This is a genomic window from Shewanella sp. Pdp11 (assembly GCF_002838165.1).
Lineage (GTDB): Bacteria > Pseudomonadota > Gammaproteobacteria > Enterobacterales > Shewanellaceae > Shewanella > Shewanella hafniensis.
The window spans coordinates 3,308,939-3,324,543 of sequence record NZ_CP015194.1 but is presented as its reverse complement, the minus strand read 5'-3'; the positions used below and the strand labels follow the sequence as shown (position 1 = coordinate 3,324,543).

General features: G+C 44.6%; 10 protein-coding genes. 5 read left to right on the top strand and 5 right to left on the bottom strand.

What is annotated here, in order from left to right:
* Positions 1 to 165 precede the first annotated feature (165 nt).
* The 5 genes from AYJ58_RS14705 to AYJ58_RS14685 all read left to right on the top strand — a co-directional run bounded on the left by AYJ58_RS14705 (position 166) and on the right by AYJ58_RS14685 (position 8,396).
* Positions 166 to 5,010 (top strand): NAD-glutamate dehydrogenase, encoded by a 4,845-nt coding sequence (locus tag AYJ58_RS14705; RefSeq protein WP_106650703.1) that lies wholly within the window; start codon positions 166 to 168, stop codon positions 5,008 to 5,010.
* A gap of 63 nt (positions 5,011 to 5,073) precedes the next feature.
* On the top strand, positions 5,074 to 6,093 hold the full coding sequence (gene pyrD / locus AYJ58_RS14700; protein WP_106650702.1) for a quinone-dependent dihydroorotate dehydrogenase: 1,020 nt from the start codon (positions 5,074 to 5,076) through the stop codon (positions 6,091 to 6,093).
* A gap of 200 nt (positions 6,094 to 6,293) precedes the next feature.
* The gene (locus tag AYJ58_RS14695; RefSeq protein ID WP_106650701.1) at positions 6,294 to 6,827 is read left to right on the top strand and encodes a cell division protein ZapC; all 534 of its coding nucleotides are present in this window, start codon (positions 6,294 to 6,296) and stop codon (positions 6,825 to 6,827) included.
* A 280-nt stretch (positions 6,828 to 7,107) separates the two neighbouring features.
* Entirely contained in the window at positions 7,108 to 7,362 is a 255-nt protein-coding gene (locus AYJ58_RS14690) for a hypothetical protein (protein WP_198555470.1), read from the top strand.
* A gap of 8 nt (positions 7,363 to 7,370) precedes the next feature.
* Positions 7,371 to 8,396 (top strand): alpha/beta hydrolase family protein, encoded by a 1,026-nt coding sequence (locus AYJ58_RS14685; protein ID WP_157825779.1) that lies wholly within the window; start codon positions 7,371 to 7,373, stop codon positions 8,394 to 8,396.
* Positions 8,397 to 8,908: 512 nt separating this feature from the next.
* On the opposite strand, the gene AYJ58_RS14675 is transcribed toward AYJ58_RS14685, so the two are convergent.
* The 5 genes from AYJ58_RS14675 to hisIE all read right to left on the bottom strand — a co-directional run bounded on the left by AYJ58_RS14675 (position 8,909) and on the right by hisIE (position 15,594).
* A complete protein-coding gene (locus tag AYJ58_RS14675) occupies positions 8,909 to 9,244 on the bottom strand; it encodes a YdbL family protein (protein ID WP_106650697.1) in 336 nt (111 codons plus the stop codon).
* Positions 9,245 to 9,268: 24 nt separating this feature from the next.
* Complete coding sequence (locus AYJ58_RS14670; RefSeq protein WP_106650696.1) at positions 9,269 to 9,487, bottom strand: YnbE family lipoprotein; 219 nt, start codon at positions 9,485 to 9,487, stop codon at positions 9,269 to 9,271.
* A 13-nt stretch (positions 9,488 to 9,500) separates the two neighbouring features.
* Positions 9,501 to 12,881: a YdbH domain-containing protein gene (locus tag AYJ58_RS14665; RefSeq protein ID WP_106650695.1), complete on the bottom strand. Its 3,381-nt coding sequence runs from the start codon at positions 12,879 to 12,881 to the stop codon at positions 9,501 to 9,503.
* Positions 12,882 to 13,198: 317 nt separating this feature from the next.
* Entirely contained in the window at positions 13,199 to 14,386 is a 1,188-nt protein-coding gene (locus AYJ58_RS14660; RefSeq protein ID WP_106650694.1) for an aromatic amino acid transport family protein, read from the bottom strand.
* Between the two features lie 551 nt (positions 14,387 to 14,937).
* Positions 14,938 to 15,594, bottom strand: coding sequence for a bifunctional phosphoribosyl-AMP cyclohydrolase/phosphoribosyl-ATP diphosphatase HisIE (hisIE, locus tag AYJ58_RS14655; protein WP_106650693.1), 657 nt, complete (start codon positions 15,592 to 15,594; stop codon positions 14,938 to 14,940).
* Positions 15,595 to 15,605: the final 11 nt, after the last annotated feature.

Below are 15,605 nucleotides of genomic sequence, written 5' to 3'. Positions count from 1 at the left end.
TGGATTTCAAGAGGATGTACCACTAAAATTTTCCTCGAAATACAGCGGTTTTAGTAATAAACTTCGCGCGATGATCCAGATCACACTAATTTTCCTGAGATCGTTAAGCCGAAGCATCCAAATAATGAAAAAAGCGCTGCCATAGACGCTTAAGGAAACAGCAACATGGCCTTGAAAGATGCAATGCCTTCAGTACTACTTGAAAATGTAGTCAGTTTAATTCACGCTAAAGTCCCTAATTCACAAGCCAAGCAAGTTGAACAGTTCGCCACCTGCCTTTATGCCCACATGTCGAAAGACGATCTCAATGCGCGTAATGACAGTGATTTATACGGTGCGGTTCTCAGTTTATGGAACGCCCTGAACAAGACGCCAAAAGGTAGCACTCACCTACGAGTGTTCAACCCTAGCCAGGCCAAACACGGCTGGCAATCTACCCACTCGATCATTGAAGTTATCCAACCTGACATGCCATTCTTGGTAGATTCAGTTGGTATGGCATTGAATCGTATGGGTATTACTGCTCATATGATGTTGCACACTCCGCTGGCCATTGAGCGTTCAGAAAGTGGTGTGACGAATGTTACTTATCTTAATAAGAGCCCTGAAAGTACTGAGCATGTCGCCGTATTTTTGATTGAAATTGACCGTCAAAGCAGCACGGTTGATATCAAAGCATTAGAGCGCGAAATTCAGTCTGTGCTTGCCGATGTCGCTTCATCAGTTAACGACTGGGAAGTCATGTCTGCCAAGTTGGCTGAGATGATTAAGGAATTGCCAAAACGTCCGTTCCCGGGCGATAAGCAAGAGTTAGAAGAAGCGATTAACTTCCTGACTTACTTGAATAATCATCACTTTACGCTATTAGGTTACCGTCAATACGATTTGAAACGTGTCGAAGGTGACGTTGAGTTAGTGCCTAATATCGCCTCTAGTTTAGGTTTGATGAACAAGCACACCAAAGCGCAACCTGAGCAAGGTTTGTTGTTATCTAGCTTCTCCGATAGTGCCCGCAAAGAAGCCTTAGATCACAGCTTACTGATCCTCACTAAGAGCAGTGCTAAGAGCCGCGTGCATCGCCCAGCTTATGTCGATTATATCGGTATTAAGCGTTTCGATAAGAAAGGCAATGTGATTGGCGAAGATAGATTTATCGGTTTATATGCGTCAAACCTGTATAACCGTAGCCCACGTGAAATCCCACTGCTGAATGAAAAAGTGCAGCGTGTGTTAGATCGTTCAGGCTTGACCCCACGTTCACACGACTATAAAGCCCTGCTAAACATCCTTGAGAATTTACCTCGTGACGAGCTAATTCAAGCCAATGTTGATGATTTATCGCACATGGCCCATGGCGTGTTAGAAATGCAAGACAGAGACAAGCTGAAACTCTTTGTACGTAAAGATGGCTTTGGCCGTTTCTTATCCTGTTTAGTGTACGTTTCTAAGGATCGTTACAACACTAAACTCCGCCAAGATACTCAACGTATTCTGGCCCAGCACTTTAACAGCAAAGAAGATGTAGAGTTTACGACTTATTTCTCTGAGTCGACGCTAGCCCGCACTCACTACATAGTCAAAGTTGATAACAATAATATGGATGTAGATGTGGCTGCCATAGAGAACAACTTAATAGAAGCGGCACGTTCGTGGGAAGATAAGTTAAGCACTGCGCTTAACAGTGCACTCGGCGAAGAAGCTGGCACTCATCTGACTAAGCGTTATTTCAATGCGTTCGAGCAAAGCTATAAAGAAGACGTATTGCCAAGTTCTGCCGTCGTTGACATGCAACAGCTCGAAGCTCTGGATGACGAACACAAGCTCGGCATGTTGTTCTATCAACCGCAGGAAGCGGCGCTGAACGATAATAAAGTGCGTTTAAAGCTATTCCATAAAGATGAGCCTATTCATCTTTCTGACGTGCTGCCAATGCTCGAAAACTTTGGTCTGCGCGTGATCAACGAGCGTCCATATGAAGTCACGACTTCAGACGGTTCTACCTTCTGGATCTTAGACTTCTTGATGACAGTTAAAGTCGTCAACACAGATAACATCGCTGATAGCCAAGATAGATTCCAAACTGCACTGTCACAAGTGTGGCAAAAGAAGTTAGAAGATGACGGCTTCAACCGCATTATTCTGGCATCTGGTTTAACCGGCCGTGAAGTCTCTGTATTGCGCGCGTATGCGAAATACATGCGTCAAATCGATGCGACTTTCAGTCAGTCATATATTGAAGAAACCTTTGGTCGTTACCCACAAATCGCTGATTTGTTGGTGAAGATGTTCATCCGTAAATTTAACCCTAAACTGAAAACCCGTACTCTGGGTAAGTTTTTGGAGCAGATCAATTTACGTTTAGACGAAGTGTCTAGCTTAGATGATGACCGTATTATTCGTCGTTATTTAGACTTGATTAACGCCACTCTGCGTACCAACTTCTACCAACTGGATGCCAAAGGCGAATCTAAGAGTTATATCTCGTTTAAATTCATGCCTTCACTGATCCCTGAAATGCCACGTCCACTGCCGAAATTCGAAATATTCGTTTATTCGCCACGGGTTGAAGGTGTGCATTTACGTTACGGTAAAGTGGCTCGTGGTGGTCTGCGTTGGTCAGATCGTCGTGAAGACTTCCGTACCGAAGTATTGGGTTTGGTAAAAGCACAGCAAGTGAAAAACACTGTGATTGTGCCTGTGGGTGCTAAAGGTGGCTTTGTTTGTAAACAATTGCCAACTGAAGGCGGCCGTGAAGCTTTCTTCACCGAAGGTCAAGAATGTTACCGCATCTTTATCCGTGCATTGCTCGATATTACCGATAACATTTTGAACGGTGAAATCGTCCATCCATTGGATGTGGTTCGTCACGATGAAGATGACCCATATTTAGTGGTAGCAGCCGATAAAGGCACAGCGACATTCTCTGATATCGCGAACTCGATTTCCCTCGAATACCGCTTCTGGCTCGGTGATGCATTCGCATCGGGTGGCAGCAACGGTTATGACCATAAGAAAATGGGTATCACGGCCAAAGGCGGCTGGGAATCGGTTAAGCGTCATTTCCGCGAAGTCGGTATTGATTGCCAAACTACAGACTTTACCTGTTTAGGTATAGGTGACATGGCGGGCGACGTATTCGGTAACGGTATGTTGTTGTCTAAGCACACTAAACTGGTTGCAGCCTTTAACCACATGCATATCTTTATCGATCCAAATCCGGATACGGCATTAAGTTATGATGAACGGGCGCGTTTATTCGCTCTGCCACGTTCAAGCTGGGAAGACTACAGCAGCAAGTTGATTTCTAAAGGTGGCGGTATTTTCCTCCGTTCATCTAAATCCATTCCATTATCGGCAGAGATGAAGCAAATGTTGGCCACAGAGAAAACCTCTATGACCCCAACTGAGCTGATGAAAGAACTGTTGAAAATGCCAGTGGATTTGATCTGGAACGGCGGTATCGGTACGTATGTGAAGTCTTCACGTGAAACCCACGCTGAAGTTGGCGATCGTGCCAACGATGCTCTACGTGTCAACGGTGGCGAACTGCGCGCTAAGATCGTCGGCGAGGGCGGTAACTTAGGTTGTACTCAGTTAGGTCGTATTGAATATGCGTCTAATGGCGGCCGTATCAACACTGACTTCGTGGATAACGTTGGTGGTGTGGACTGTTCAGACAACGAAGTGAACATCAAGATTTTGCTGAACGCTATGGTGACTGAAGGTGAACTGACGCTTAAGCAGCGTAACCGTTTACTGGAAGAAATGACTGAAGAAGTCGGCCAAATCGTACTACAAGACTGTAAAGATCAAACTCGTACTATCTCTGTGACTCAAGTGCGCGGTGCTGAGCAGTTAAAAGAGCAGATCCGCTTTATCCAGTACCTGGAAAAAGAAGGCAAGTTAGACAGAGCGTTAGAGTTCTTACCGTCTGACGATGAGCTAGCTGAACGTTTAGCCAGTGGTCGTGCATTAACGCGCCCAGAGCTATCAGTATTGGTTGCTTATGCGAAAATGGTGCTGAAAGAGCAATTAGTGACGCCAGAAATCACTGAAGATACGCTGTTAAGCCAACTGCTTATCGCGTATTTCCCGAAAAAACTTCAGGAAAAATACAGCGACAAAATGGCAACCCATCCACTGCGTGGCGAAATCATTGCGACCTCACTCGCCAATGAACTCGTTAACGACATGGGTTTGAATTTTGTTCAACGTATGCAAGATGAGACTGGTGCCTCAGTTGCTGATGCGGCAATTTGTTACACTATGGCTCGCGAAGTATTTGGTTTAGCTGAATTAACTAAATCGATCACTGACTTAAACGGCATAGTTCCGGCTGTGGTTCAAGGTGAAATGCTGCATCAGTTACGCCGTAATATGCGTCGTGCTAGCCGCTGGTTCCTACGTCACCGTAACCGTAATGGCAGCATTGAACAAACTGTTGCTTTCTTCAAACCAGTATTTGAACAAATTAAAGATAATGTTCATTTATATCTGGTCGAAGAAGAAGCGAAAGGTATCCAATCTGAGATCAATGCTTTGGTCAAAGAAAACGTACCACAAGCTGTGGCAACCATTGTGGCTAACATGAGCACCTTGTTCTCTGCCTTAGACATTGCCCAAATTGCGCAAACAGAAGATAAGACAGTGGCATTAGTGGCTGAAACTTACTTCAAACTCGGCGCCCGCGTTGAGCTGCACTGGTTCTTAGAACAGATCAGCGCTCAACCTGTAGCGAACCATTGGCAAGCGCTAGCTCGCGCCGCCTTTAGGGAAGAGTTAGATTGGCAACAACGTGCATTGAGTTCAGTGGTCTTAAGAACTTGCAGTGCAACCTGTGATGCCGAAAGTGTGATTTCTCAGTGGATTGAGATCAATCAAGGCTTATTGGAAAGATGGTTCCACATGCTAGCTGACTTCAAAACGTCGCAAAGCCATGAGTTTGCTAAGTTCTCTGTCGCCCTACGTGAACTTAACCTTCTGATCCTTCATTGCGAAGGCCAAAAGTAAACTTATTATAACAATCAGAAGCCCTGGCGATCGCCGGGGCTTTTTTTAGGTCGAGGAAAGTACATGTTTTATAAAATCGCACAGAAAGTCATGTTTCAGATGGATCCTGAGCGAGCTCACCATCTTGCTATAGGCAGTCTAAAAATGACCGCCAATAGCCCGCTAACGTGTCTATACGGACAAACGATTGCACCCGCTCCTGTCAGCTTTATGGGACTGACTTTTCCTAACCCAGTGGGACTCGCTGCGGGTATGGACAAGGACGGCGAATCGATTGATGCCTTTCATGCGATGGGATTTGGTCATGTTGAAGTGGGCACTGTGACCCCAAGACCCCAACCCGGTAATGATTTACCCCGTCTATTTAGATTAAAGCCTGCCAAAGGCATTATTAATCGCATGGGGTTCAATAATAAAGGTGTCGATAATCTGGTCAAAAATTTGATCGCTAAAAAGACCGACATTATGGTTGGTGTTAATATTGGTAAGAATAAAGACACCCCAGTAGAACAAGGTAAAGACGATTATTTGATCTGCATGGATAAAGTTTATCTCCATGCGGCTTATATTGCGGTGAATATTTCATCACCCAATACCCCAGGATTGCGATCGCTACAATATGGCGATCTATTAGATGAATTATTGAGCGCAATTAAAACTAAGCAACTTGAGCTGGCCGAAAAGCACAAAAAATACGTGCCCATCGCACTTAAAATTGCTCCAGATTTAACCATCGAAGAAATTGAAAATATCGCAGAGGCGCTGATTAAAAACAAATTTGATGGCGCAATTGCAACTAATACTACCTTAACGCGCGATGGTGTTAGCGGTCTTGCCAACGCCAATGAAAGCGGCGGTTTAAGCGGTAAACCCTTAACTGAGCTGTCTACTAAAGTGATCAAGCAGTTAGCGATATGCTTGAAAGGGCAGATCCCGATCATCGGCGTGGGCGGCATCAATAGTGCCGAAGATGCCTTGGCTAAATTTGATGCGGGCGCAACTATGGTACAGATTTATTCGGGTTTTATTTATCAAGGTCCGAAGTTAATTAAAGAAATAGTGAATACATACCGTTTGAAATAATGATCTTAAGATCAATATAACGATCTAAAATAAGATCTTATTCTTTAACAGCGATCTAAAACGATCCTTAGATCGCTGTTAAGATCCTACAATAGATCGACTAAGTAACTGTTAAATAATTTGTATTTTATTATTTTTATTTTGATATTGGATAAAATATCTACTATTATGTCCCAGTGTTCAAATATTGGGTCACCGTTATGTTATTAATGCCGCAAAAAGATTGGCAATGGAAATATAACGATTCGTATGGTGTGTTAGGCGTATCGTTAGGTTCCGAGATAGAATTTCTGACGTCTTATAAAGCAAAATTACTCATTCCAGATGCCTTATCAAGTATGGAATTTAATATTGCGCACGCCAAATTCTATATGAACTTACTCGATAGATTGCCTAAAACCTTGTCTTTGTCCGATGCCGCTATTGTTCAAATTGCCCTCAATGCCACCGCAGCCCATTTTATGCTGACACCGCAAATGCCTAAATCATGGTTTTTTGATACCAGTGATGTCTGTGTTTATAGCGATGTAGGTAAAGTCTTCGAGCTTAAATGCCAAAAGCAAAGAGTGCTCGCCCTCGTGGTTGAAAATACCCTACAGTCCGCGCTAGTGATGTTATTGTCACCTGAATGTGTTTTGTCTGGCGCGAAAACTATGGCGCAGTTTGAAACTATCAAAGTGATGCATAATCGCTTACACCCACTGCGCGCGCAGCGCCACGTGGTTGCAGCATAGCTCATCATTGGTTTTTGATATTAACCACTTACCGATAATTCGTGAGTCTTAGTTTTCTCTATTTGGCCCTGCTTTTAGTATTAAACACACTACGCAGTCTGGTTTGCCATGGTATTCACTCGTCGACTCGCAGCCAGTCCGTCCTTGGATGCTCGACCGCCCCGTCCATGGGGCGGACGGTCGTCTCGCTAATCACCATGGCGCACCTTTCAGCATTTGAGTAGTCTGTAGATGCAAAAAATTAGAGATTAGATTTAACTGTGGTTGCTTTGATTTTTTAGTGTTATCAGTGCAGTTTAGTGCTAAAAGCAAAAAAGTTGTGGGTGTCCGGTCTTTCTCCGTACATCATGCTCCAACCACAAAATTAGAGCATGAAAAATTCAAACTGTTAAGTAAAGATGAAGTTGTAAATAAGGTTAGGCTTCAATATGAAATAGTATTTGATCTTTTGGGTGAAGAAACATTTGTTAAATGGTATCAACATTATCCAGAGGTATATACAAAAGAAAAAATTAAATCATTAAGAATTAAATGAAGGTAAAAATGAAAATTGTTCTAGCTTTTTTTCTCCTAATTATATCGAATATTTCACATTCGGAAAGTGCACCTACTCTCTTTGATGCTAATGTTATTCCTCATGCTAGTGTGATTAGTCATGAAGATTGCTTCTCAGGAGTATTCTCTTCTTATAAAAGTTGGAAGGAAGAAATGGTTTTTGGGAAGGGTATAAAAGAACTTGCATTTAAACAAAGATTTCCTGAGTCGGATTTTAACCAATATAAAGATACGGTGCAGTGCTATTCATTTGTTTATGAGGTTGAACAGCATTTAGTTAAGGGGTTTGTACTTTATCCAAAAGGTCTTCTCAATGAAAAGTTGCCATCTATTATTTATAATCGAGGTGGCAATAATGTTAACTCACATACATTAAAGTTTGGTAACTTGTTTTTTTACCATTTTCCTTTAGCTTTAGAAGGAAATGTTGTTATTTCCAGCCAATATGGTGGTGCCATGGTTTGGCCAAAAAACTTTAAAGGCAATGGTGGTGTCGACGAGTATGGAGGCGTTGAAGTCAAGGATGTACTTGCATTAATTCCTATTCTTGACAGTATGCCAATTACAGATCCTAATAGAATTGCCATGTTTGGGTGGAGCAGAGGAAGTATGATGTCATTAATTGCAGTGACTAAGACTAACAGAATAAAGACATTAGTTTTGGGTGCGACTCCAGTTGATTTAGTTTTGAGTGCAATTAATCGTCCTAGTTTAGAACATGATGTTTTTAAACGCTTAATACCTGGTTATGAATTTGATAAGTTAGCATTACTCGAGGAGAGGTCAGCAATTTATTGGCCAGAAAAAATTCCAAAAGACATATCTATTTTGATGTTACACGGTACAAACGATGAAAGAACGAGCATTGTTCCTGTTTTTAAGTTTGCCGACACAATGAAATCTTTAGGAGTTAACATTGAGCTGAAAGAATTTCCAAGCGGAAGCCACACACTTATAGAGTCAAAGGTAAGTGTATATAGAAAGGTGCTTAGTTGGTTTAATGAGCACTTGTAAGTAATCGATAATTAATTTTTATAATAAGAAAATTTAATAGGACACCCATAAAATTTAATAAGACACCCATTGTTAAATTTGGTTACCCAGTATAGGTCGATGAGATTAAGTACAGTCATGGAAGTGACCATCCGTGACATGGATGGAACGGTCGAGCCTATAGGGATACAACAATTTAGTAAGACACCCATTGTTAAATTTGGTTACAAGTATACGCAGGAGTCGATGAGATCAAGCACTGTCATGGAAGTGGCCGTTCATGACAGAGATATGATGGTCGAGCCTATAGGGGTACTTCTTACTAGGTAATAGGACGGCGAGTGACTGGAATGAGTGTGCTTAATCAAACTTCATCTAATTCTCTAGAATCTAGATCCTCGCTCAAAGGTAGTGGTCAGCAAATCATCAGTCCCTTTGACTACAATCCGCCAATACAAAACGCCTGCTATTGCAGGCGTTTTGTTTATGTCTATTCGTTTTGCTTTTACGCCCTAGAGCCCTTTAAAAGCGGACTACTTTTTAATCCATTTGCCTTTGGCATCTTGCACATAGTTGCCTTTATCTGTGGCGGCTATAGCTTTTTCGCCGGCGAGTTTAGCTACGTCGGCGGGGGAGAGTTTGTTCTTCTTGGCGATGGTTTCGTAGTGGGCGCGACGTTTGTTATTTACGTCGTCCATCACGGCTTTGGCTTCGGGATTGGCTTGCACTAATCCTAAGTAGCCGTTGGCTTGTTCGCCTAAATAGCCCTGTGATTTAGCTTCTTGAAGTGACATGGCAAAGGCGCTTAGGCTTAAGAAGCTGAGGGTTAATAGCAATAATAACTTTGTTTTTAGTCGGATTGATTTCATGGTGATTCCTCAATTCTTAATAAATTAGAACAGCTTATCGTCTGACAGGAGTTGGTCTAATTCCTTATCCACTTTGATCCGTATCTCATGTTCAATTTTCACATTGAGATTGATAACGATAGGTTTATCCGGCGGTTCTATTTTTACTGTGGGCGCACAGCCCTGTAATGCGGCGAGTGCGAACAATGCGACAAGCGCGCTGCGGGCATCTAGGCTAACTTGCTGTAATTGAATTATCTTCACTGAGGTTTCCTTGTTACTTCACTGATTTTTCGATTCTGTCCTGCAAGTCATTACCAATTTGCAGACTTCTAAATAATTGCAGCATGTTCTCTTCATGAGAGTAATTCAAGTGAATAGGGCGTTCAACCCCTTGGCTGCGGCCTTTCACTTCGACGAGTAGCTTAGCATCACCGGCTTGGTCCATGTCAAAGCTGCTCGATAATTGACTGTATTGTAAGTGTTCTAGCGTCGAAAAGACAAAGTCGAGGTAGGGCTGGGATTGGCGCATCTGTTCAACCGCCGGATTACCCGAGATAGCGATGAGTCCACCGGGGGCACGGGCGGCTAACTGACCACCTGTGATCGACACTTTGCCGTTGATTAAATCGACGGGTAATACGCCATCGAATATGCCATCGGCATAGACGCCAATTTGCGGTTGAATGCGCAGAACCTCTTCCAGACTCATGGCCTGCAGCAGCAGATAGGCATGGGATTTATCCTGTAATTTCAGATTAAATTCTGGCAGCAGAAACTGGCCGCTGAGCACTTTGCCTTTGGCGGTCATGGAAACATCGGTGTCACTTAAGCCTGTGAGTTGTTGTATCCAATTGTCGGGTAGTTTCTCGGCATCTTTACCAAGGGCGATATCGGCTTCCACTTCGATATCGGTCAGTGGAAAGCCAGGATCAAACAGGTTAAAGGTCATCAGCGTCTGTGGACAATTGAGCTTACTGAGACTGCTAAAATAGCCTTTATCCTGCGGCCTTTTATAAGATTGGCCCCAAGTAAACTCACATTGCGCCTGCAGTTTTCCGCCCTCAAAGGTGGTGTCCTTATAAAAACCTTCGAGTTCGGTCATCGATTGGGTTATTTGCATGGCAAATTGGATCTGATCGCGCCTTTGCGTTAGGTTAAACTGTGCCTGTAATTGGTTATGACCCGTGACATTAAGCTCAGCAGGCAAGGGCTGGGTTTGATTGAGCAAGGACAGCGCCTCGGTCATGCTAGTGTCGACAACCCATTGTCCCGTCAGCACTAGAGGCTTGCTCGCAGTGGCAAGGTTCAGCTTGTGTTGGCTTTGCAGCTCAACAGTGCCCACTTGCCAGTGTTCATCACCAAAGAGCGTGTTATTTTTCCAATTTAAGCTTTGTGCCAGCGTTAACTTGTCTAGCTTGAGTACGGTTTCTTTACGGCTGCGGCCTTTGCTGCTGAGCTGCTTTTCGATATTAAGCTGACTGGCTTGCCATTCGAGCTGATTCTGCCAAGTGGCTGCGAGCAACGAGTCGAGTGGGGCTTCGACCTCGGGCTTAAACTCAAATGACATGGCTTTTTGTAATGCAATCGAGAAACGGCCCGCGCTCATATCGGTTTTAGTTATGATGCTCGTGTTCTGATTTTTATCTGCACTTTTGTCAGTGCTAGCTTCTGTCACTTTCGTTTCAACAGCAGCCGTTTCAGCCTTTTTTGTATCAACAGCAGCTGTTTCACTAACAACCGTCTGTGTGGTTTGCGAAAAATGCAGCTGCTCCAGTGCCAAGTTCAAAGGCGGTAAGGCCAGTGTTAATTGGTGTGCAGTATCGGACGCGGGCACTGAAGTTTGTGCTGAGCTGATACTTGAGCTGGTATTTGAGTTGCGCTGCGATCTGACGGTAAGCGGCGCAAGGGCGTTTATTGTGATACTGCCAAGGCTCATATCGGTATGTTTAGCCGCATTGTTATCTTGAGCGCTGAGCTGTTTTAGCTCGCCGACAGTGAACTGCAGCGTATCGCCGGCATTTTGCTGTGTTTGGGTCGCAGCGCCGATAGGCGTGGTAATGAATTGCCAGTCGGTTGAACTAGGCGTTTGATTAAAACTCAATTTGCCCGCGGTGGTTAACTGGCTACTATTCCAGCTGAGATCTTGGGGAGTATTCGCCCACAATTCAGATAATTGCAGTGAGCTGGTTTGCTTAGCGTTAAGGCGCCAATCTGTGTTAAATGAGAGCGCTTCGGCGGATTTTTCCACTTCAACATTGGCCAAATCGATTTGGGTATCGAGTTTACTGCCTAAGGTTTTAAGCTGAACTTTGGGAAGTTTGAACTTAAGCGGCTTATTTTCAAGTGGATCATTCTTAAGCGGCTGGCTCTGTGCATCCTGCTGGATTTGAGTCAGCGGATAATGCAGGGCTTCAGCCAATGTCAGCGCGATCCCCACTGGTGCATCAGTGCTTTTGAGCCCTGACAGCAGCTTAGCGATTTGACTCGCTGTCTGATTTTCAACTTGATTAGACACTTGCTCCGAAGCGGGCTTGGCTGCCGATTGGGACAAAGATTGAGATAATGGCTGAGTTAAAGGTTTAGCCAGCGTCTCATCGAGCAGCTGCATCAATCGCTGTTGCTGCTCTGTATTTGGACTCAGCGCTAAGCTAAAGGGCTCAAGGCTTAGGTCAAGTTCGGCTAAATGTCCGGCAATCTTAAATGCTAACTTAGGTTTTGACCCAAGCTCGGGTTTTGGCGCAAGTTCTAACGCCGCCAACCGATTAAAGGTCAGCTTAGGATCAATTAACTGGTGCTGGCTGATAAGCTCGCCCGAGGTCAATGTCATACTGCTGCTCGAGACTAATTGCCCTTGTAAATCAATTGCTAATGCTTGCCAATTGGTATCAAGTTCAGTTAACGGGCTCAATACGCTATCTTGAGTTTGCCTTAGGCTTATCTGATGAATGCTTGCCAGTAGCGGCGCGAGTGCAATTTGACTTGCCAGTTGCCACTGTTGGGTTTCGAGTGTTGCTTTAAGTTTGGCGATGCTTTCACCTGCGTGACTAAACTCGCTGCTGATTTCCCCCGCGCCATTAAGGCTCAACTTGTCCATCACCAAATGATAGGCGGGTAAATCATTTTGGGGGTCGAGATGATGAGCGTTGAGAATAAGGCTGGTTTTACCTATATCAATAAGTGGTAAGGATTTGATATCTAAGGCTAATGAGGGACCTTGTTCATCGATGGCATTTCGATTGGGTAAAAATAGCGATTGCCCTAACTCGACTTCAATATCACCCGTCGTGATTTGGGTGATTTTTTGAGTGAGGTAAGCGATTTGGCTGAACTGTTTCAGCTCAGCAAAGCTCTGCGGCCAGTCAAGTTTCAGCTGAATATTCAGGTTATTCAGCCTAATATGGCTGTCATGCACCCTAAGATTGGCAGAGGTAATGCGCCAATGTTCTAACTCACTTTTCCCTAACTCAATGTCAATCAGTTCGCTGTCCATGCCTACGAGAGCAAAATTTGCCGCCTGCATGATCAGTTTTTCAGCCTGGGTATTCACAATCCACACGGTTAACGCCACGCCTGCCAAAATGCCCGTTAAGCTGGTCGCCAATAAGGTATTTTTTAGGGGAAATTTTCGGGGATTCGGCTTGTTGTGGATTGGCATTGGGTTCGACTTCTATCCTTATTCACTGAGCCCTGATTAAACTCGTACCTAGCAGCGCAAAAATACACTAAGTCGTATTTATATAGGCACTTTTGCTTAGGAGCTATCGTTTCGAGCTATCGCGTTTCGAGTTATCGCAGCGTGCACGAGCATCAGAGGCAGTTTAACACTCAAGGGCTTAGCTGACTAATGTGAAAGGATCATCGAATAGACAAGAGCCTGCTGTCAATAGTTGAAGCTTTACAGGCTCTTGTACCTAATCTTTTATTCGAGCTAGCTAACTTTTAGTTAACTCACTCTTGGTGAGTGAATTGGCGTTAGCTAAACATCTGCGCGCCAATCACCACGATTCCGCAAAGTGTGGCGAGCAGTAGGGCAAACTTACCGCCCGCGACCCGATATCCCGTCGGCAGATTGGCAGCATCTCGCATCTGGCGCTGTGTCCACACCATGGCTACAGGTAAAAAAATGGCGAGGATCACCAGCGCAATCGCCGCATAACCTAGGGCTGTGATAAAACCTTGTGGGTAGAAAAGCGCAAAACCTAAGGGCGGCAAAAAGGTGATGGCAGCGGTCAGACTACGGCCAGAAAAGTTATCCTCTCGTCTTAAGGTCGAGGCCATAAAATCAAACAAGCCTAAACTCACCCCTAAAAACGAAGTCGCAAGGGCGAGATCGGCAAATAAACTGATCGCGCTGCTTAAGTATTCGCTGTGCAGTACGCTCGCCAGTTGATTGATAAAGCTCGATAAACTTTGGTTTTCGAGCAATTGGCTTTGGCTCAGTACGCCTTGGCTACCTATTTGCCACAAAAGGTAAATGACCAGAGGTAAGGCCGAGCCGAGCAGCATGACCCTGCGCAGGGATTTGACTTCAACGCCTAAGTAGCGCACCACTGATGGAATCGAACCGTGGAAACCAAAGGAAGTAAAAATTACCGGAATAGCCGTAATAATTAAACCTTGGTTAAGTGGGAGTTCGAGTAAATGTGGGCTTTCTACCTGCGGCAGTAACAAGGCCAACATAAGCAATAATGCCAATAGCTTAAGGGCAAATAAACCGCGGTTGATAAGGTCCACACAGTGGGTTCCCATGCCCACAATCGCCCCAATAAGCAGGGTAAACAGGATCGCGCCCGCCTGTGGTGGCAAACTTAGCCCTAGCCAAGTGCTCAGCTTTTGGTTCACTTGCTCACCGCCACCGGCAATGTAGGCGGCGCAAAGGGCGTACAGTAAAAACATCAAGGCGCTATTGGCGATCAACTGGCCTTTACGGCCCAATAAGCGTTGCGCCAAGTGATTAAGGCTGGCATCGCTGGGGGCGAATTGATGGATTTCCACCATTAGCAGTGCCGTGTAGGCCATTAGCGCCCATAGGATCAACATGATGGCGGAGGACGTACCAAAACCAAGTCCCGCCGAAGCGATAGGCAAAGCTAGCATACCCGCGCCGATTGTGGTGCCTGCGATAAGCAGCAGACTGCCGAAAATTTTATTCTGTGTCATAGCATAATCTCAAATGCGTGTCGCAAGAAAATGAGCTAAAGATTTGATCCGAAAGTCACTGTCTTAAAATATTTTGATGCGATTCAATATGAAACGATTCAAGCACAAAATGATTTAAGCAAATGAGACAGTGGCGCTCAGCGGATCCGAAAGGATATGGCCACAATGGAAGGTCAGGCGAGGGAGCCTATCTATGCCATTGCGGCTACAGATAGGGATAATAAAAGGGTGTGAAACACATAAAACTTGCCTTAGCGTGTGTTGAGTAAAACGGATAAGTGTTTTTATGCCTTGCCTTAATAACCTAACGGCAACGGAGGCTACCATAGGGAGTTGAGGTGTACTTGTCAACCATTACAACAGTATTTTGTTTGTTTTTTGTCATGTGACTAAGCTTAAAGACATACCTAACTCACACTGAGTTTATGGTCAACGAGAGGGAGGAAAGAGGAGTTACATTATCGCGCGATAAAAAATGCCACAGACTTGGCTCAAGTTTGCGGCATTTCTATATGTAAGCGACTAGCTTGAAATCAGAGACAGTGAGACGTTTATGCTTTGCTCTGCAGTGCCTTTTGATGTCTTGCCAGCAAGTTTGCTGTGATGTCACTGAGGCTTAAGTTTTGATCTTCAAGCAATACCAGCAAGTGATAGATAAGATCTGAGGCTTCATTAACTAGCTCTTCCTTATCGTGGGTCGCAGCGGCAAGGGCGGTTTCAAGACCTTCTTCCCCGACCTTTTGGGCGATACGTTTAGTGCCGCGCGCAAATAAAGACGCTGTATAGCTTGAATCGGCACTTTGCCCTTTACGCGAGGTGATTAAGCTGGCGAGATTGTTCAAGAAAGGGTGTGCATTGTCATCTAACCAGCAACTTTCGGTGCCTTTGTGGCAGGTTGGGCCGTTGGGGATCACTTGCACTAAAAGGCTGTCGTTATCGCAGTCTTTATCGATAGCCACCAACTTTAGCGTATTCCCCGAGGTTTCACCCTTGGTCCACAAGCGCTGTTTTGAGCGGCTGAAAAAGGTGACATCACCTGTGCTTAAGGTTTTTTCCAGCGCGGCCTTATCCATATAACCGAGCATTAATACCTTGCCCGATAAGTGGTTTTGGATCACGGCAGGAATGAGCCCATCCTGTTTGTTCCAATCCAGCTCATTAACTTGAACAGGGCTAAAATCCGACTTAGTGTTTGTTTGCGTTGACATAGTGTTCACTC

What these genes read in the sequence shown, in the direction of transcription:
- AYJ58_RS14705 (WP_106650703.1), top strand. Translation starts at nt 166, where the DNA reads ATGGCCTTGAAAGATGCAATGCCTTCAGTACTACTTGAAAATGTAGTC.
- pyrD (WP_106650702.1), top strand. Translation starts at nt 5,074, where the DNA reads ATGTTTTATAAAATCGCACAGAAAGTCATGTTTCAGATGGATCCTGAG.
- AYJ58_RS14695 (WP_106650701.1), top strand. Translation starts at nt 6,294, where the DNA reads ATGTTATTAATGCCGCAAAAAGATTGGCAATGGAAATATAACGATTCG.
- AYJ58_RS14685 (WP_157825779.1), top strand. Translation starts at nt 7,371, where the DNA reads ATGAAAATTGTTCTAGCTTTTTTTCTCCTAATTATATCGAATATTTCA.
- AYJ58_RS14675 (WP_106650697.1), bottom strand. Translation starts at nt 9,244, where the DNA reads ATGAAATCAATCCGACTAAAAACAAAGTTATTATTGCTATTAACCCTC.
- AYJ58_RS14665 (WP_106650695.1), bottom strand. Translation starts at nt 12,881, where the DNA reads ATGCCAATCCACAACAAGCCGAATCCCCGAAAATTTCCCCTAAAAAAT.
- AYJ58_RS14660 (WP_106650694.1), bottom strand. Translation starts at nt 14,386, where the DNA reads ATGACACAGAATAAAATTTTCGGCAGTCTGCTGCTTATCGCAGGCACC.
- hisIE (WP_106650693.1), bottom strand. Translation starts at nt 15,594, where the DNA reads ATGTCAACGCAAACAAACACTAAGTCGGATTTTAGCCCTGTTCAAGTT.